This window comes from Acinetobacter sp. 24-47-62, from assembly GCF_056779765.1.
In genome coordinates, this window is the sequence record NZ_JBWYIN010000007.1 from 130,827 (window position 1) to 149,080 (window position 18,254).

The window sequence follows — 18,254 nt, forward strand, 5'->3', positions numbered from 1 at the left end:
ATTAACAGTTTATTAAACAACGTGACACGTGTAAAATCTCTAGCGATTTTATTTATCCACCGTTTTTATCTTTTGAGGTTCGCCTCGATCATAATCTCGCGGTGACATGCTCCATTGTACGGGGCATCACTCCTTAAGGATTTTTTATGCCAATTATTACTTTGCCAAACGGCGATCAAAAACAATTTGATCAAGCTGTCTCTGTCATGGAAGTTGCTCAAAGCATCGGTCCAGGTCTTGCAAAAAATACGGTTGCAGGTCGTGTAAACGGCCATCTAGTTGATGCATGTGACTTAATCACTGATGATGCCACGTTGCAGATCATTACGCCTAAAGATGATGAAGGTGTTGAAATTATTCGTCACTCTTGTGCCCATTTAGTTGGTCACGCAGTGAAGCAGCTTTTCCCTGAAGCAAAGATGGTGATTGGACCTGTCATTGAAGATGGTTTCTATTACGATATCTACAGTGAAAAACCATTTACACCAGATGATATGGCTGCCATCGAAGAGCGTATGAAAAAGCTCATCGATCAAGATTATGATGTCATTAAAAAGATGACACCTCGTGATGAAGTGATCAAAGTATTCACTGAGCGTGGTGAAGATTATAAATTACGCCTCATCGAAGATATGCCAGATGAGACTCAAATGGGTCTTTATTATCATCAAGAATATGTGGATATGTGTCGTGGTCCACACGTACCAAACACTAAATTCTTAAAGTCATTTAAGTTGACGAAGATGTCAGGTGCTTACTGGCGTGGTGATGCGAAAAACGAACAACTTCAACGTATTTATGGTACGGCTTGGGCGGATAAGAAGCAGTTGGCTGCTTATATCAAGCGTATTGAAGAAGCTGAAAAGCGTGACCACCGTAAAATTGGTAAAGCGCTTGATCTGTTCCACATGCAAGAAGAAGCACCAGGCATGGTGTTCTGGCATCCAAATGGCTGGACGATCTATCAAGTTTTAGAACAATACATGCGTAAAGTTCAGCAGGACAATGGTTATCAAGAGATTCGCACACCTCAGGTGGTCGATTTTAGTCTTTGGGAAAAATCAGGACATGCTGCAAACTATGCAGAAAACATGTTTACTACACATTCTGAAAACCGTAACTATGCCGTTAAACCAATGAACTGCCCATGTCATGTTCAAGTGTTTAACCAAGGTTTAAAATCTTACCGTGATTTACCAATTCGTCTTGCTGAATTTGGTTCATGTCACCGTAACGAACCATCGGGTTCATTACACGGGATTATGCGTGTTCGTGGTTTCACCCAAGATGATGCACACATTTTTTGTACAACTGAGCAAATTGGTCAAGAAGTTGCTGACTTTATTAAACTGACTTTAGATGTTTATAAAGATTTCGGTTTTGAAGAAGTGCAAATGAAACTCTCAACACGTCCAGAAAAGCGTGTAGGGGATGATAAGCTTTGGGATGTTGCTGAAAAATCTTTAGCTGACGCACTGGATGCAGCAGGTCTCGCTTGGGATTTACAACCTGGTGAGGGTGCGTTCTACGGTCCTAAAATTGAATTTTCTTTGAAAGATTGTTTAGGTCGTATCTGGCAGTGCGGTACAATCCAATGCGATTTTAACTTGCCATTACGTTTAGATGCATCTTATGTCACTGAAGACAACGATCGTGATCATCCTGTGATGCTTCATCGTGCAATTCTTGGCAGTTTTGAACGTTTTATTGGTATACTTATTGAACACTACGCTGGATTTATGCCACCATGGTTGGCACCAATTCAAGCATGTGTGATGAATATTACCGATTCTCAAGCAGATGCTTGTCAGTCAGTCGTCGCTAAATTGCAAGAAAATGGCATTCGAGCGATTTCAGACTTGAGAAATGAGAAAATCGGCTTTAAGATTCGTGAGCGTACTTTAGAGCGTATTCCATACCTATTGGTGCTTGGGGATCGAGAAGTAGAGGAAGGTACAGTGAATGTACGTACTCGCTCTGGAACAAATTTAGGTACTATGTCTATCGATGCATTCGTTGACTTAGTGAAAGTAGCCGTAGCCGAACGCGGCCGGTATATTGTGGAGTAAGAAAGATTAAACAGCCTGACCGTAACCAACAACAAGGTGCTAAAAGCAATCGTCCTGCATTAAATGATGAGATTCGTGCGAAAGAAGTGCGTCTCGTTGGCGCTGACGGAGAACAAAAAGGCATCGTTTCACTTGCTGAAGCGTTGCGTGCTGCAGAAGAAGTTGATCTTGACCTCGTTGAGATCGTTGCGAATGCAGAGCCGCCTGTTTGTAAAATCATGGATTACAACAAGCATTTATTTGATCTGAAGCAAAAGCAAAAAGATGCTAAGAAAAAGCAGCATCAAGTTCAGGTTAAAGAGATCAAGTTGCGTCCTGGTACAGACGTTGGTGATTACAATGTTAAGTTGCGTGCTATTCTGAAATTCCTTGAAGAAGGCAACAAAGTTAAAATTACTCTACGTTTCCGTGGTCGTGAGATGGCTCACCAACAATTGGGTCTTGCTCAATTACAAAAGATTGAAGCTGATGTGGCTGAAATCGGTGTAGTGGAACAAGCACCAAAAATGGAAGGCCGTCAAATGGGTATGTTACTTGGTCCTAAAAAGAAAAAGTAAAACCGATTTAGAGAAAAAGCCCTGCACATGCAGGGCTTTTTTATATGTTGATTGAAGGGATATAGGTACATCCTGAGTTAGTAAAGAGAGGAACGACTGTAGTTGGGGTATAAATCATCAGTTGAATATTTCCATCAGGCAGTACTTTAGTGAAGTCTAATAAACTTATATTTTAAACTTCTCGAATCATTTTGTGGCTTGAGTAAAAAATGTAATTATTTCGACAGGTAAACTCGTACTTATGCATAGAAAATTCTAGATGGATGGTAAAACTGAATAGGTTTAGAGTGTTTACTGTCTTGAAAGATGACCCAAAAAGGATTTTTTATATTGCACATCAGCACATCAGGAAATTCGTTGCTCAAAGTAGCTGTAGATTTGATTTATAAAAAAAGCCGATACTTTTGCATCGGCTTTTTTTGTGACTCATTAAGTTAGATGCTTTATTCGACATGAACTGTTTTTTCAGTAGACTCTGTATTTTCTAACAGAAGTTTTTTGCCAATTGGAATTTGTCGAGGTAATTTCTCTTCTGGAATGATACGCTCTAAGTCGATCACTAATAAGCCATTTTCATAATCTGCTTGTTGAACTTCAATATGTTCATCTAAGCGAAGCGATAATTTAAATGAACGACGCGCAATTCCTTTATGAAGATATTCGGTTTGTTCAGATTGAATAGCTTCTGGTTTTCCTGTGATCGAGAGAAGCTGATTTTCAAGACTGATATTTAACTCATCTTGACTAAATCCTGCAGTAGCGACCACGATGCGATATTTATTCTCACCTTTTTTTTCAATGTTATAAGGTGGGTAGTTTGGAGCATCACTTTGCATTGCATAATCAATAAAATCGTTTAAACGATCAAAACCAATGCTACGACGAAACAATGGATGAAGATTTAAGTTACTCATGATTAAAACCTCCTGAGGTCAGCAAAGTCATAAAAATAAGAATGTTGTTCTGTCATGACTATCATCAACAGAACCAGATGATCATCATAAATCTGGCAAGTTTTTATATAGGTTCAGACCGAAATTTTTCAATAATAAATTCAAAAAATTTTTAAAATATTTTATAAATAATTGATTTTTTATAACTTATAAATAAAGAATTTCTATCCTTGTTGTTTGGTCTGAAATGATTTATGGTGGATAAATCAATCAACAAAGGGCATATGGAGCCTGAACTGTAATGATCGATTTATATTACTGGGGAACACCCAACGGATTAAAAATAACAATTGCACTCGAAGAAATGGCTTTAGATTATCAAATCTATCCAATCAATATATTAGAAAATGATCAGTTCCAAACTGACTTTCTTGCGATCTCTCCTAATAATAAAATTCCTGCGATAGTTGATCAAAATGGACCGAATAATCAATCGATTTCGATTTTCGAGTCTGGTGCAATACTGCAATATTTAGGACGTAAAACGGGACAATTCTATCCTCAGCACGAAATCGCGAGGATTCAGGTTGAACAATGGTTGATGTGGCAAATGGGTGGTCTAGGACCGATGTTAGGTCAAAATCATCATTTTGCTAAATTTGCTAAAGAGAAAATCCCTTATGCGATCGAGCGCTACATTACAGAAACTAAAAGATTATATGGGGTGCTCAATAAGCAGTTAGTTGGGCAAGACTATGTGGCTGGTGAGTACTCTATTGCGGATATGGCAATTTTCCCTTGGTTGATGCGGCACGAGTGGCAAAGTATTCATTTAGCAGAGTTTCCTGAAGTGGAAGCTTATATTCAACGTATCCAACAGAGACCAGCGGTACAAAAGGCGCTTGCACTACTAAAGTAGATCACGGATTTAAGTGTGCTAAACTCTATACATCTAAACCACCATTTGGTGGTTTTTTTATGGAGAACTGCCATGAAGGATTTTTTTTTAAATTTCAGCAAAATTGTTGAATCTAATTCAAAAGTATACTGGGCAATTATTGCTGGTATTTTACTCTGTGTTGCTTCTTATATCGTCGAAATATTTCATGTGCAAAATATCATTGCAGCAATCGAACCAGATTCTAGGGATCAATTAAAACAGGTGATTCCAGCGATAACGAATAAATATACGGTGCTACGTGCCATCATAGTAGTGTTGGCAATTGCTTGGTCGATAAAAGAATATCGCAAAACGCAGAAACTTTTAGCGGCGAACAAGTCCAGTAAATGAATCTGATTTTATTGTTTTTAAGTGCCTTTGGAGCCGCCACTTTATTGCCCTTACAGTCCGAAGCAGTATTGTTGGGGTCATTTGCTTTAAAACAATTTTCGCCGTGGATGCTTATTTTTGTTGCAAGTGTAGCGAATGTGATGGGTTCATGCGTCAATTGGTGGTTGGGCTTAAAAATAGAGCAGTTTAAAACTAAAAAGTGGTTTCCATTTAAGCCAGATCAAATGATTCGTGCTCAACGGGCTTATCAGCAGTATGGTACATGGTCACTTCTTTTAAGTTGGGTGCCTATCATTGGTGATCCAATCACCTTAATTGCAGGAATTTTGAAAGAAAAATTCTGGAAATTTATCTTCGTGGTGGGTATAGCGAAAACAGGTCGATATCTATTTATCTACTGGGTGTATCTTGGTTTGTTCTAAATTTTCGTAGAGTAAAACTCATCAAGATTAATTTGTCTGAATCAAGATTAACGGTGCTTTTGTTTTGCGCAAAGATGCTATAGAATACTCGCTCCCTTACCTGCAGGTCGTATTGTAATGGTGCAAACGAGCCGAACAGGTGTTCAAAAGAGGTTGTTATGCCTAAGATGAAAACTCGCCGTGGTGCAGCAAAACGCTTCAAAGCGACTGCTAACGGTTTTAAGCGTAAACAAGCGTTCAAACGCCACATTTTGACCAAAAAATCTGCTAAGCGTATTCGTCAATTGCGCGGCTGTGTAATGGTTCACGTAAGTGACGTTGCTTCAGTTCGTCGTATGTGCCCGTACATCTAAGGAGATTATAAATGGCTCGTGTAAAACGTGGTGTACAGGCTCATCGCCGTCACAAAAAAATTCTTGCTCGCGCTAAAGGTTACTATGGTGCTCGTTCACGCGTTTACCGCGTAGCGTTCCAAGCGGTAATCAAAGCAGGTCAATATGCTTACCGTGACCGTCGTCAAAAGAAACGTCAATTCCGTGCTTTATGGATTGCGCGTATCAATGCTGGTGCACGTCAAAATGGTTTGTCGTACAGCCGTATGATCGATGGCTTGAAAAAAGCTCAAGTGATCATCGACCGTCGCGTACTTGCTGACATCGCTATGCATGACGCAGTTGCATTTGCTGCTTTAGCTGAAAAAGCTAAAGGCGCATTAGCTGCTTAATCATCGTAGATGAGAAAAAGACCGCTTTTTAGCGGTCTTTTTTTATTTTCATTGTTTACGACTAAATAAAGCCAAGAGATTAGTATGAATAAAATTATGGTCGTCGGTACAGCAGCATCTGGGAAAACAACCTTTGCACGTAAGTTGGCTGCTCAACTGCAAGTCGATCATATTGAACTTGATAATCTCTTTTGGTTGGATAACTGGACCAAGTCAGCTTCAATACAATTTCAAGAAAAATTTATAAATCGTGTTAGGTCTGTGAATAAGGGCTTCGTGATTGATGGTAATTATTCCCTGATTCAAAATTTAATCTTAAATGAGATCGACACTGTGATGTGGTTGGATTTTTCACTACGCGTAAATCTTTATCGTGTGATTAAGAGGTCGCTATACCGTGTGATTAGCCAAAAGAAAATATGGAAAAATTCTAACAATAGAGAACATTGGGCGAAATTATTAAGTAAAGACTCAATAATATTGTGGGTAGTCCAAACACATGGGAAAAATAGACTTAAATATTTGCAGATGATGAATGCCACTCAATATCATCATATAAAGTGGCTACATTTTCATAAAACTGAACAATTAGATGAATTTTTAAAACATCACAGTCCAAAATAGTAAGCGCAGAAACAGATTATTGCAGTGACTAAAATGAGGGCAAACACATTTGATTTACCTGTTTTAGGTGTGGGTTGGTGAGAACTGGAATCATTGTTGAAAAAGCGTTTTCCATGTTGAGTATGTGTTGAGGCTTCATCCAAAGGGGAGTGAATTTCGGGGCTTTTTAAATGAGCAGTTTTATAGTGATTTGCTACTTTAGTAATGAATTTTGCACTCAGGTCATCTAACTTTTGTTGAAATACCTTCAGTTGTTTTTCTTCCTCAAGAGATTCTTGATGATCTTGCTCCAAAAGCTTTCGTTTTTGAATCTTTAAATGTTGTTCTAGATGCATGAAACGCACTAAGGTTTCATTGGCATAAGGTGCTGCATAATCTTGTGGCAGTAATGGTAAGGCAGCTCCAGCGTTGGAGGGTGATTGATCGTCAGTACCATAAAAGATTGCACCACGTTTAACGGATTCCACCCCTTGTGCTAATGCGCGATCGAACAGCTCATTCTCTGTGTAGTCGTGAATATCATTCCAATTAGGTGCTTGAAGATCTGCCTCAACACGTTTGATATGTTGGGTGGATAGATCAAAACGCCAAAATGTTTCAATTCGTGCAGGGAGTGTTTGATTGTTTGGTATGTCGAAGTCTTGTTCAGAGCTATACCATTCGGCAAGTTCTTTACCACAGATCCATGCTGTTTTTACATTACGGTGATGACTGACAATGAAATGGGGATATGGTAAAAGTTCAACATTTGGATTGGGATTTTTTTCATCGATTAATAAACTTGAGTTATGTAGGCTTAAGCGTGTGACACCCTGACGTTTTAAGCTTTCTAACCAAACTTGGAAGTGTTGTGCCAATAAGTGTTGTGTATTTAAATCTCGAAAAAGGAAATGGTGCTGATTAAAAATCGCATGATTTTTCCAGTGTTGAAAACTTAAATCCTGACTTAAAAACTCATTGCCATAAGTCACGAGTGTGAGCTGTTGTTTCCAAATTTGATCTAATGCCATGACATATCTTCTCAATGATCATTGCGCATATCTTAAACTTTTTATAAATGTAATTTCCAATTTAATTCCACATCCAATTTTAACACTTGCTGATCTTCATACGGAGCTATAAAAGCTGTTAGAATGCGCAGTTATATTATTTTTTATATTTGTTGCTTTGAGAGTTACTATGTCACTGGAAGCCCTGACCACTGAAGCGCTCGCTGCCATTGCAGCAGCTCAAGACCTTGCAACACTCGATCAGGTTCGAGTGCAATTTACGGGTAAGAAAAGCCAGCTTGCTGAACAATCGAAAGCACTGGGTAAAATGGATCCGGAAGAGCGTAAGGTCTTTGGTGCGCAGATTCATTCAGTTCGAGAAGCGATTAATGGCGCATTAACTGAGCGTCAAACTGCATTACAAAAAGCTGCACTAGAACAAAAATTAGCAAGTGAACAGATAGACATCACGTTGCCTGGTCGTGGTCAACAGGTGGGTAGTATCCACCCAGTGACCCAAGTACAAGAGCGTATTTGTCAATTCTTCACGAAAGCAGGTTTTTCTGTTGCGACTGGTCCAGAGGTTGAAGATGACTATCACAACTTTGAGGCATTAAATATTCCGGGTCATCACCCTGCGCGTGCAATGCACGATACCTTTTACTTCGATGTAAACCATTTGCTTCGTACGCATACCTCTGGTGTACAGATTCGTACGATGGAAACACAGCAACCACCAATTCGTATTGTATGTCCAGGTCGTGTGTATCGCTGTGACTCAGACCAAACACATTCTCCGATGTTCCACCAAATTGAGGGTTTGTACGTTGCAGAAAATACGAGCTTTGCTGAATTGAAAGGATTATTGGTTAATTTGCTGAATGAGTTCTTTGAAAAAGACTTGAAAGTACGTTTCCGCCCATCTTACTTCCCATTCACAGAACCAAGTGCTGAAGTCGACATCATGGATGAGCGAGGAAAATGGTTAGAAGTATTAGGTTGTGGCATGGTGCATCCAAATGTTCTTCGTTCAGCGGGTATTGATCCAGATAAGTACAAAGGCTTTGCATTTGGTTTAGGTGTTGAACGTTTTGCAATGCTTCGTTATGGCATAAACGACTTGCGTATGTTCTACCAAAATGATGTGCGTTTCTTACGCCAGTTTGCTTAAAACTTTTTATTAAATCCTCTCCTAACTTGAGGAACTCCACAGAATCATTTGGGGTTCTCTCCCTTAGCAAAGGGGGGTAGAGGGAGGATTCTAGAGATTTGAATTACAGGTTTTATATCAATGAAAATTAGCGAAAATTGGCTACGCACATGGGTTAACCCAGCCATCGATAGCGATACTTTATCTGACCAACTGACCATGCTTGGCCTTGAGGTAGATGATTTATCTCCTGCTGCAAAACCATTTACAGGTGTGGTTGTAGGTGAAGTACTTACGGTAGAACAGCACCCAGATGCAGATCGTTTACGTGTAACGACTGTCAACATTGGTTCGGGTGAACCATTACAAATCGTCTGTGGCGCGCCAAATGTACGTGCAGGTATGAAAGCACCTGTAGCGACCATTGGTGCAGTATTACCGGGTGATTTTAAAATCAAAAAAGGTAAGCTTCGTGGTGTTGAATCACAAGGTATGCTGTGCGGTGCATCTGAAATTGATTTAGAAGATAAAATCGATGGTCTACTTGAGCTTCCTGCGGACGCGCCAGTCGGTGTAAACGTACGTGAATATCTGGACCTTGATGACAACGTGATTGATATTAGTATCACACCAAACCGTGGTGACTGTTTCAGTATTCGTGGGATTGCACGTGAAATTGGTGTGATTAACCAACTTCCTGTGACTGCGCCTGAAATTAAAGAAGTTGCTGCAACGATTGCTGATGAAAAGAAGGTCGTTATATCTACTGAAGGTTGCCCACGTTACTTAGGTCGTGTGATCAAAAACGTTAACACCAAAGCGCCAACTCCTGAATGGATGGAGCGTGCACTGGCTCGTTCTGGTATCCGTCAGCACAGTATCTTGGTTGATATTACCAACTATGTATTAATGGAGTTGGGTCAACCGCTTCACGCATTTGATGGTGGTAAAGTTCAAGGTGCGGTACATGTTCGCCAAGCAACTGCAGGTGAAAAACTTGTTCTATTGAATGAGCAAGAAGTTGAAATGCAAGACAACGTGATGGTGATTGCAGATGACGAAAAAGCATTAGCAATTGCGGGCATCATGGGTGGTCTGTCTTCCTCAGTGACAGACGCAACGACTGAAATCTTCCTTGAATCAGCATTCTTTGCACCGCTTCATATCGCAGGTCGTGCGCGTAGCTTCGGTTTACATACAGATGCGTCTCAGCGCTATGAGCGTGGAGTAGATTTCGAACTTCCAATGATCGCAATGCACCGTGCATCTCAGTTGATTTCTGAGCTTGCAGGTGGTGAATTTGGTCCAATTACGGTAGCAGAAAATCCAGCACTATTACCAACACGAGAAGCAATCGAGCTTGAGCAGGCGCAAGTTGATCAACTTCTTGGTTATAAAGTTGACTCTGACTTTATTACTGATGCGTTAACACGTCTAGGTTGTCAGGTAGCAATTAAAGCACAAGGTCAATGGTCTGTCGTACCGCCATCACATCGTTATGATATGGCAATCTACCAAGACTTAATTGAAGAGGTTGCGCGTATTCATGGTTATGACAACATTCAAATCAGCTTGCCTGTGATTGATGTGAAACTTGCAAAATACCAAGATCAATTTGAAGTTGCACAATTACGTCAAACTTTGGTTGCACTTGGTTATCAAGAGGCAATCAGCTTTAGTTTTGCTGATCTAAAACTTGAAAAACAGTTAAATCCAAGTGTAAATCCTTTGGCATTGGCAAATCCAATTTCAAGTGATTTGGCGGTAATGCGTTCGACTTTACTTTCAAGCTTAATTCCTTGTGTCCAATACAACGTTAATCGTCAACAAAGTCGCGTACGCTTCTTTGAGCTTGGCTTACGTTTTGATTATCAAGAAGCCACCAGTATTCATGATCTTAAGCAAATACCTACACTTGCGATTGTGGCAACAGGTGCGAAGAATCAGGAATCTTGGCATGCTAAACCTCAGCCAATGGATTTCTTCGATTTTAAAGGTGAAATTGAGGCTGTATTGGCGGCTGGGCGAGTTCAAGTAGAATATGTGCGTTCAGAGCGTTCATGGTTACATCCAGGTCAATCTGCTGAAATTTTAGTGGACGGACAATCAATTGGTTATATTGGTCGTTTACATCCATCGCTTGAAGATGAGCTTGATCTCGCAACGACATGGGTAGCAGAACTCGATCAATCGTCTGTTTTGCAAACTTATGTATCTAATTTTACAGAATTATCACGATTTCCTTCAGTGAGACGTGATATTGCAGTTTTAATTAGTGATAAGATTAATGTTAGTGAAATTCAGCAACTTATCGAAAAAACTGGAGGAGAGTTACTTGATTCTTCTTGGTTATTCGATGTGTATACGGGTCAAGGTGTAGAAGAGGGTAAACGTTCATTGGCGTTTGCACTTTTATGGCAGCATCCGAGTCGCACGCTTGAGGATGCTGAAATTAAATCTGGTATGGATAATATTTTACAAGTGTTAGAAAACACTTACCAAGCGACATTGAGGGCCTCATGACAGCATTAACAAAAGCAGAAATGGCTGATCATTTGAGTGAGCTGACGAGTTTAAATCGTCGTGAAGCTAAACAAATGGTTGAGTTGTTTTTTGATGAAATTAGCCAGGCATTAATTGCAGGTGAACATGTCAAATTATCGGGTTTTGGTAATTTCGAACTGCGTGACAAGCGTCAGCGTCCAGGGCGTAATCCAAAAACAGGTGAGGAGATTCCTATTTCTGCACGCCGTGTAGTGACCTTCCGTGCTGGTCAAAAGTTTAGACAGCGTGTAGGGACAGAGCAAGTCGATTAATCGCTTGATCAAATAACATTAAAAAAAACCTGAGCTCAGCTCAGGTTTTTTTATGCTCTTAACTTTATGCGTATTCATAAAATTCAGCGCATAAAAAAAGAGAACCAAAGGTTCTCTTTTTTTCGAATAATCTAAACTTTAGATTATTGAGCAGCAGAAGCAGCAGCAGTAGCGTCAGCAGCAGCGTCAGTAGCTTCAGCAGCAGCATCAGTAGCTTCAGCAGCAGCAGCGTCAGCTTGAGCAGCAACTTCAGAAGAAGCTTCAACAGCAGCAGCGTCAGCAGCTACAACAGCTTCAGAAGCAGCTTCTACAGCTTCAGATGCAGCAGCGTTTGCATCAGCAGCAGCTTCTTCAGTTTTTTTAGCACAACCAACGAAAGCTAAAGTAGTAGCAACGGCAGCAGCAATAGCAATTTTTTTGAATAACATGGCATCACTCTCATTAAAATAAATTGAGACAAAAAACCCGGTTAGTCTGTTGTGTGCTTTTATTATTCCTAACGTTAGTAAGGTTAATAACGCATGGAGCAGCCTAACTGGTATGCCGACATGCTATCACTGAGTATTTTGAATTACTACTAGGCGAAATGAAAAAATGCTTAAAAAATGAGAAATTTGACCCTATTTTTAACAGAAAATTACAATCATTTTTGCATTTTGAATTGGAGAAATACTAAGTAAATACTTAAAAAATAAAGGGAATTAAAATACAAGATGATAAAAATCACATACTTGCAAGAAAAGTTACATTCAAAAGTTAGTATTGTGTATTTATGTAAATGGTGTCAACCCAAATAAAAGGCCATCAATAAATGATGGCCTTTTGCGTATTAGTTGGCAGCTTTGCGTTTCATTTGATCGAAGAAATCATCATTGGTCTTGGTTTCCTTCATGCGATCAAGTAAGAATTCCATCGCAGCAAGTTCGTCCATAGGATGGAGAAGCTTACGTAAAATCCAAACCTTACGTAGTTTATCTTCATCCATGAGGCGTTCTTCACGACGTGTACCAGATTTCTTGATATTCATCGCAGGGAATACACGTTTCTCAGCAATACGGCGATCAAGCGTAATCTCTTGGTTACCTGTACCTTTGAATTCTTCGTAGATGACTTCATCCATTTTACTGCCAGTTTCAATTAAAGCAGTAGAAATGATCGTAAGTGAACCACCTTCTTCGATATTACGTGCAGCACCGAAGAAACGTTTTGGACGTTCTAAAGCGTGGGCATCAACACCACCAGTTAAAACTTTACCTGATGATGGAATAACCGTGTTATATGCACGTGCTAAACGTGTAATTGAGTCAAGCAAAATAACAACGTCTTTTTTGTGTTCTACCAGACGTTTCGCTTTTTCAATCACCATTTCAGCGACTTGAACGTGACGTGCAGGTGATTCGTCAAATGTTGAAGCAACAACTTCACCACGAACGGTACGTTCCATTTCTGTTACTTCTTCTGGGCGCTCATCAATGAGAAGAACGATTAGGAAGCATTCAGGATTATTACGAACAATAGATTGAGCAATGTTTTGGATTAACATTGTCTTACCAGCTTTAGGTGGTGCAACAATAATTGAACGTTGACCTTTACCAATTGGAGCAACTAAATCGACAACACGCGCAGTTAAATCTTCAGTCGAACCATTTCCTAACTCCATCACTAATTGTTCAGTTGGGAATAAAGGCGTTAAGTTTTCGAAAAGAATCTTATTGCGAGAGTTTTCTGGCGTGTCGTAGTTAATTTGATTCACTTTTAAAAGTGCAAAATAACGTTCGCCTTCTTTTGGTGGACGAATCGTACCTGTAATCGTATCCCCAGTGCGCAAATTGAAGCGGCGAATTTGAGAAGGGCTGACATAAATGTCATCTGGACCCGCAAGGTAAGACCCTGCTGCAGAACGTAAAAAACCGAAACCATCAGACAGAATTTCAAGAACACCATCGCCGAAAATTTCTTCACCATTCATAGCATGGCGTTTCAAAATGGCAAAAATAATGTCTTGCTTACGGTTACGTGCCATTCCTTCAAGGCCCATGAACTCAGCAATTTTGATGAGTTCGCCTATCGGTTTTTTCTTGAGTTCAGTTAAGTTCATAAATGGTCGATTGAATTAAAAGGAAGTGTGGAACACAGATAGAATAGAAGCAAAAGACATCCGCAGTGCAAGAAAAGAGCAGCAATTGATTTGCACAATAACAAACTCAGAATCTAGTAAGTTCTTTCGAGGAGAAATGTGTAAACAATTTCTTTAGCCGAGCGGCGATCTTATGTTTTGTGTATTGTAAGAAACGAGGAGAAATTGTCCAAGTGTTTCTTGATCATGCAATATAAGTGAGATATGGCTCTTTGTCAATTTTACCGTCAAAAAAAGCGCCAAAAATTTGACGCTTTCAAAGCAATTAAAATTGAAAGAATTAGATATTTTCTTCAATAAAAGCTGCAAGTTTAGATTTAGGAGCTGCACCAACTTGTTGAGCAACAACTTCACCATTTTTAAACATCAATAAAGCTGGGATATTACGAATATTGTAATTTACAGCAGTTTGTTCGCATGAAGTTACGTCAACTTTTACGATTTTAACCTTACCTTCGTATTCAGTTGCTAAAACTTCAAGTACAGGAGCAATAGCTTTACATGGCGCACACCAGCCTGCCCAAAAATCAACAAGAACTGGCGTGTCAGAATTTAAAACGTCAGCTTCAAAATTAGCATCAGTTGTATTAACAATATTAGCAGACATGGAATTTGCTCCGAATAATTTTTTGAAAACGGTCTATCTATGTATATAAGTATTACATAGACCACTTTAACAAAGTAGGGGATAGGGTTTATTTTCGGACTAAATTCTGTAAATGTCTAATTGATGCTCACGATTTCAATGATCGGTGTAACACAATTGTCATATATGATGATTTTTTAAATAGTCGTTAAATTGACTAAATAAATGGCTTTTAAATTACAGTTATGTGAATTAATCTAGGCACAATTCTGGTTGAACTTAGCGCAACAATGTCTGATTTTTTGATTGATGAAGAACTCCTTGCAGCCATTGATATGGGCTCAAACAGCTTCCACTTGGCGATTGCTCGAGTTGATCATGGTGAGGTAAAAAAAGTCGCATCGATGTCTGAAAAGGTCCAATTGGCCGCAGGTTTAGATGAAAATAAAAATTTGACAGAAGCTGCTCAACAACGTGGTTTAGCATGCTTAGCTCGATTTGTAGGGCGCCTAAGTTCAGTCCAATCCAATCGCTTAAGAATTGTGGCCACCAATGCTTTGCGCCAAGCTAAAAATGGGCATGAATTCATTCAAAAAGCAGCTGAAATTCTGCCTAAACCTATTGAAATTATTGCTGGTCGTGAAGAAGCACGCTTAATTTATTTAGGTGTATCACATACTATGGCGAACAGCGGTCGCCGTTTGGTGATTGATATTGGTGGTGGCTCGACTGAGTTAATCATTGGTGAAGAGTTTGAGCCGATTCATACTGAATCCGTGCAAATGGGATGCGTTGCATTTACGAAGGCCTATTTTGCAGACGGAGATATTAATCCAAAAGCTTTCGATCGTGCGGTGACTGCGGCACGCAAAGAAATCTCGGGTATCGCGACTACTTACCGTGCGGCAGGATGGGATACTGTTGTTGGTTCAAGTGGAACCATTAAAGCCTGTCGTCAAATTGCGGTAAATATGGGTTGGAGCGATGATCAGGAAAACTTGACGCGAGAAGGCTTGGAAAAACTTAAAGATAAGTTACTCAAATACAAGCATATTTCAGACATGGAATTTGAGGGTCTTAAGGAAGATCGTCGTGCAGTCCTACCTGCGGGTATTGCGATTTTATACGCTGTATTTGAAGTTCTTCAAGTTGATAAGCTAGTCTATTCAGATGGCGCCTTACGAGAAGGTGTAATGTATGATTTACTCGGGCGTTTCCAGCATGAAGATATTCGAGATCGTAGCGTACAAGCCTTGATGGGGCGTTATGGTGCTGATCAAAAACAAGCAGAACGTGTTGTTGAAACGGCTCAACAATTATTTGATACCGTGGCAGGAACGCTTGGTCTAAATAATGACGATAGTGATTTGCTACGTCGAGCAGCTTATCTTCATGAAATTGGTTTAGCGATTAGTCATAGTGGTTATCATCATCACGGCGCATATTTGCTTCAGCATTCTGACATTGCTGGTTTTTCACAAATTGATCAAAATCATTTGTCACATTTGGTCGCTCATCATCGCCGTAAATTGCGTGCTGAAGCAAAAAATGATGTGACGAAAGTCGGTGGAATTAAACTTGTCTATCTATGTTTGCTCCTTCGTCTCGCAATTTTGCTGAATCACAGCCGAAGCGATGAGATGCTTCCTGCCATTGAATTAAAGATATTAGATGAGCAACAATGGCAACTGAAAGTTTCTGGTGATGCAAAACAATGGCCTTTGTTGGTTGCAGAGCTGCATGATGAGCAGGTGCAATTTAAACATTGGGATATCGTTTTGAATATTCAGTCGGAACAATTTATTGGCTAACAGAAGCTGATAAGCGAATTTTATTAGTTAACTACGTCATAGTTAATTTAGGGATATTCATCGACTTATGAAAAATAAAGCTGCTCAATCTAAAGCATGGAAAACGGTTCAAATTGCGCGTCATCCAGATCGCCCACAATTTTTAGATTATGTGAGCGAAATTTTTACAGAATTTGATGCACTTCATGGTGACCGTTTATATGGTGATGATGGTGCAATGGTTGGCGGTTTAGCACGTTTTAATGGTCAGGCTGTGATGGTGGTTGGTCAACATCGTGGTCGTAGTACACGTGAAAAGTTACAGCATAATTTTGGGATGAGTAATCCAGAAGGCTATCGCAAGTCTCAGCGTTTACTTGATATGGCTGAACGCTTTAATCTTCCAGTTTTCACATTTATTGACACCATGGGTGCATACCCTGGTGTAGGTGCTGAAGAGCGTGGACAAGCAGAAGCAATTGCAACGAGTCTAGCTCAACTCTCAAGTTTAAAAGTACCTGTCATCGCGACTGTTCTAGGCGAGGGTGGTTCTGGCGGCGCATTAGGCATTGGCGTTGCAGATCGTGTGATTATGCTCTCTCACAGTATTTATTCTGTGATTTCACCTGAAGGTTGTGCCTCAATTCTTTGGAAAACTGCTGAAAAAGCTGAGCAAGCGAGTGAAGCACTTGCACTCACTGCGGATAAACTGAAAGAACTTGGTATTGTTGAGTATGTTGTAGATGAAGGTGAGGGTGCTCATCTTCAGCCAGACGTAGTCATGGATAATTTAAAACATGTGTTACAAGCTGCACTTGATGAGCTTGTTCCAATGGATGCAAATGCAAGATGCGAAGCACGTTACCAACGTTTAATGAAGTTTGGCAGCGACAATTCAGGTCTAGCTTCTTAAAACAAATTGCCAAATTTGGTGATGAACACACGTTCTTAGTGGGATGCAGTGGCGGCATGGATTCCATGCTGTTGCTGTATGTCATGTCTCAATTAATTCCCCAAAAAATCCGTGCGATTAATATTAACCACCAGTTGCAATCTGCAAATCAGGAATGGGCCGAATTCGTCCATCAATTTTGTATAGCAGCGCACATCCCTGTGGTTCTCGAGACAGTTCAAGTTGCTGAAGGGAATTTGGAGCAGCAAGCTCGAGCAGCACGTTATCAAGCTTTTAAACATCATTTATCCGACACAGATATTTTAGTACTGGCACATCATCAGCAGGATCAAGCTGAGACCGTATTATTACGTTTGTTCTCTGGTGCTGGAATACAGGGGTTGTCCGCGATGAAATTATTAGATTCACGTGAAGACATCATTATTTGGCGACCATTATTGAATCTAAGTCGTGAGCAGATTTGCCAATGGGTAGAACAACTCAAATTGCCCTACGTGGATGACCCGACCAATTTTGATACGCACTATGATCGAGCTTGGTGCCGTCATGAGCTTTGGAATATTTTGCAAAGCCGATTCCCTAAAATGCAACAGGCGATTGTGAGAACTAGTGTGCTGATGCAAGATGCGGATGAAATTTTGCAAGAGGTTTTACTGCAAGATTTGGCGTTCTGTGGCGATGATGATCATCTAGATTTACGACAACTCAATCAATTAAGTTTAGCAAGAAGAAGACAACTTTTATCCAATTGGATGAAAGGTAAGGATCAATACCGTCCTGCATTTGAGATGGTAGAGCGGTTGAATGAAGAAGTTATTTTGGCGAAACCTGATGCACAAGCAGCATTGCATTGGAATGGACAATATTATGTTCGTTTCCAAAACGTCTTATATCGAGTTGCTAAGGATGCATACTTAGCAGAATCGAATACAACTGATTCAGAAATAAAATTTGAAATCCAGCAAGTTGTAAATTTAGCTTCGGGTCAATTTAAGATCTGCCAACATCAGGAAGAGTATGGTCTGCGTACAGAACTTTTAAATCAGCCTTTGACATTGCATTATCGTCAAGGTGGGGAAAAAGTCCATTTGCATGGACGTGTGGGGAAATGGCCATTAAAAAAAGCAATTCAAGAGGCACAAATTTTTCCATGGAAGCGTCATACTATTCAAATTTTAAGCTTAGATAATGTTATGCTTGGTGTTTTCACGCCAAAAGGGTTTTGGCTGGCTGAATCAGAGTATTGTGAAGTCGGTGGTTGGCAGCCAAAGTTAGTTTCATCGCTATAAAATC

19 protein-coding genes are annotated in these 18,254 nt (G+C 39.9%); 14 read left to right on the forward strand and 5 right to left on the reverse strand.

Features of this window, described 5'->3' with window-relative positions; genetic code table 11:
• The first annotated feature begins 146 nt into the window (after nucleotides 1–146).
• The gene (thrS, locus tag AC1M87_RS07215) at nucleotides 147–2,069 is read left to right on the forward strand and encodes a threonine--tRNA ligase (RefSeq protein ID WP_092768341.1); all 1,923 of its coding nucleotides are present in this window, start codon (nucleotides 147–149) and stop codon (nucleotides 2,067–2,069) included.
• Nucleotides 2,070–2,074: 5 nt separating this feature from the next.
• The gene (infC, locus tag AC1M87_RS07220) at nucleotides 2,075–2,626 is read left to right on the forward strand and encodes a translation initiation factor IF-3 (RefSeq protein ID WP_081403231.1); all 552 of its coding nucleotides are present in this window, start codon (nucleotides 2,075–2,077) and stop codon (nucleotides 2,624–2,626) included.
• A gap of 443 nt (nucleotides 2,627–3,069) precedes the next feature.
• Here the strand turns inward: infC and AC1M87_RS07225 are convergent, their stop codons facing one another.
• Nucleotides 3,070–3,540 (reverse strand): Hsp20 family protein, encoded by a 471-nt coding sequence (locus tag AC1M87_RS07225; RefSeq protein ID WP_179998611.1) that lies wholly within the window; start codon nucleotides 3,538–3,540, stop codon nucleotides 3,070–3,072.
• 280 nt (nucleotides 3,541–3,820) lie between these two features.
• Between AC1M87_RS07225 and AC1M87_RS07230 the strand changes: the two genes are divergently transcribed.
• From AC1M87_RS07230 to AC1M87_RS07255, 6 genes are all read left to right on the forward strand, one after another.
• A complete protein-coding gene (locus tag AC1M87_RS07230) occupies nucleotides 3,821–4,438 on the forward strand; it encodes a glutathione S-transferase family protein (protein ID WP_035265364.1) in 618 nt (205 codons plus the stop codon).
• A gap of 72 nt (nucleotides 4,439–4,510) precedes the next feature.
• Nucleotides 4,511–4,810, forward strand: a complete 300-nt coding sequence (locus AC1M87_RS07235; protein WP_092768345.1) for a hypothetical protein — start codon at nucleotides 4,511–4,513, stop codon at nucleotides 4,808–4,810.
• Nucleotides 4,807–5,232 carry a YqaA family protein gene (locus tag AC1M87_RS07240; protein WP_481593334.1) on the forward strand — a complete coding sequence of 142 codons (426 nt, stop codon included), beginning with the start codon at nucleotides 4,807–4,809 and terminating at the stop codon, nucleotides 5,230–5,232. The genes AC1M87_RS07235 and AC1M87_RS07240 overlap by 4 nt, the downstream gene beginning before the upstream one ends.
• 158 nt (nucleotides 5,233–5,390) lie before the next feature.
• Nucleotides 5,391–5,585 (forward strand): 50S ribosomal protein L35, encoded by a 195-nt coding sequence (gene rpmI, locus AC1M87_RS07245; RefSeq protein ID WP_004278281.1) that lies wholly within the window; start codon nucleotides 5,391–5,393, stop codon nucleotides 5,583–5,585.
• An 11-nt stretch (nucleotides 5,586–5,596) separates the two neighbouring features.
• Nucleotides 5,597–5,956 carry a 50S ribosomal protein L20 gene (rplT, locus tag AC1M87_RS07250; protein WP_004867327.1) on the forward strand — a complete coding sequence of 120 codons (360 nt, stop codon included), beginning with the start codon at nucleotides 5,597–5,599 and terminating at the stop codon, nucleotides 5,954–5,956.
• 84 nt (nucleotides 5,957–6,040) lie between these two features.
• The gene (locus AC1M87_RS07255; RefSeq protein WP_481593335.1) at nucleotides 6,041–6,580 is read left to right on the forward strand and encodes a P-loop NTPase family protein; all 540 of its coding nucleotides are present in this window, start codon (nucleotides 6,041–6,043) and stop codon (nucleotides 6,578–6,580) included.
• On the opposite strand, the gene AC1M87_RS07260 is transcribed toward AC1M87_RS07255, so the two are convergent.
• Nucleotides 6,565–7,590, reverse strand: coding sequence for a hypothetical protein (locus AC1M87_RS07260; protein WP_481588721.1), 1,026 nt, complete (start codon nucleotides 7,588–7,590; stop codon nucleotides 6,565–6,567). The genes AC1M87_RS07255 and AC1M87_RS07260 overlap by 16 nt on opposite strands.
• Before the next feature lie 169 nt (nucleotides 7,591–7,759).
• On the opposite strand from AC1M87_RS07260, the gene pheS reads away from it, so the two are divergent.
• From pheS to AC1M87_RS07275, 3 genes are all read left to right on the forward strand, one after another.
• On the forward strand, nucleotides 7,760–8,740 hold the full coding sequence (gene pheS, locus AC1M87_RS07265) for a phenylalanine--tRNA ligase subunit alpha (protein ID WP_035265373.1): 981 nt from the start codon (nucleotides 7,760–7,762) through the stop codon (nucleotides 8,738–8,740).
• A 120-nt stretch (nucleotides 8,741–8,860) separates the two neighbouring features.
• Nucleotides 8,861–11,242, forward strand: a complete 2,382-nt coding sequence (gene pheT, locus AC1M87_RS07270) for a phenylalanine--tRNA ligase subunit beta (RefSeq protein WP_481593336.1) — start codon at nucleotides 8,861–8,863, stop codon at nucleotides 11,240–11,242.
• Nucleotides 11,239–11,535, forward strand: a complete 297-nt coding sequence (locus AC1M87_RS07275) for an integration host factor subunit alpha (RefSeq protein WP_035265376.1) — start codon at nucleotides 11,239–11,241, stop codon at nucleotides 11,533–11,535. The genes pheT and AC1M87_RS07275 overlap by 4 nt, the downstream gene beginning before the upstream one ends.
• Nucleotides 11,536–11,678: 143 nt before the next feature.
• Here the strand turns inward: AC1M87_RS07275 and AC1M87_RS07280 are convergent, their stop codons facing one another.
• The 3 genes from AC1M87_RS07280 to trxA all read right to left on the reverse strand — a co-directional run bounded on the left by AC1M87_RS07280 (nucleotide 11,679) and on the right by trxA (nucleotide 14,279).
• The gene (locus AC1M87_RS07280) at nucleotides 11,679–11,963 is read right to left on the reverse strand and encodes a hypothetical protein (protein WP_035268570.1); all 285 of its coding nucleotides are present in this window, start codon (nucleotides 11,961–11,963) and stop codon (nucleotides 11,679–11,681) included.
• A gap of 401 nt (nucleotides 11,964–12,364) precedes the next feature.
• On the reverse strand, nucleotides 12,365–13,633 hold the full coding sequence (gene rho / locus AC1M87_RS07285) for a transcription termination factor Rho (RefSeq protein ID WP_035268567.1): 1,269 nt from the start codon (nucleotides 13,631–13,633) through the stop codon (nucleotides 12,365–12,367).
• Between the two features lie 319 nt (nucleotides 13,634–13,952).
• Nucleotides 13,953–14,279, reverse strand: a complete 327-nt coding sequence (trxA, locus tag AC1M87_RS07290; RefSeq protein ID WP_035268564.1) for a thioredoxin — start codon at nucleotides 14,277–14,279, stop codon at nucleotides 13,953–13,955.
• A gap of 269 nt (nucleotides 14,280–14,548) precedes the next feature.
• On the opposite strand from trxA, the gene ppx reads away from it, so the two are divergent.
• From ppx to tilS, 3 genes are all read left to right on the forward strand, one after another.
• Nucleotides 14,549–16,069 carry an exopolyphosphatase gene (gene ppx / locus AC1M87_RS07295; protein WP_481593337.1) on the forward strand — a complete coding sequence of 507 codons (1,521 nt, stop codon included), beginning with the start codon at nucleotides 14,549–14,551 and terminating at the stop codon, nucleotides 16,067–16,069.
• Nucleotides 16,070–16,136: 67 nt separating this feature from the next.
• Complete coding sequence (locus AC1M87_RS07300; RefSeq protein ID WP_481593338.1) at nucleotides 16,137–16,961, forward strand: acetyl-CoA carboxylase carboxyltransferase subunit alpha; 825 nt, start codon at nucleotides 16,137–16,139, stop codon at nucleotides 16,959–16,961.
• Nucleotides 16,898–18,250, forward strand: coding sequence for a tRNA lysidine(34) synthetase TilS (gene tilS / locus AC1M87_RS07305; protein ID WP_481593339.1), 1,353 nt, complete (start codon nucleotides 16,898–16,900; stop codon nucleotides 18,248–18,250). Before AC1M87_RS07300 ends, tilS begins: the two co-directional genes overlap by 64 nt.
• The last annotated feature ends 4 nt before the right edge of the window (nucleotides 18,251–18,254 follow it).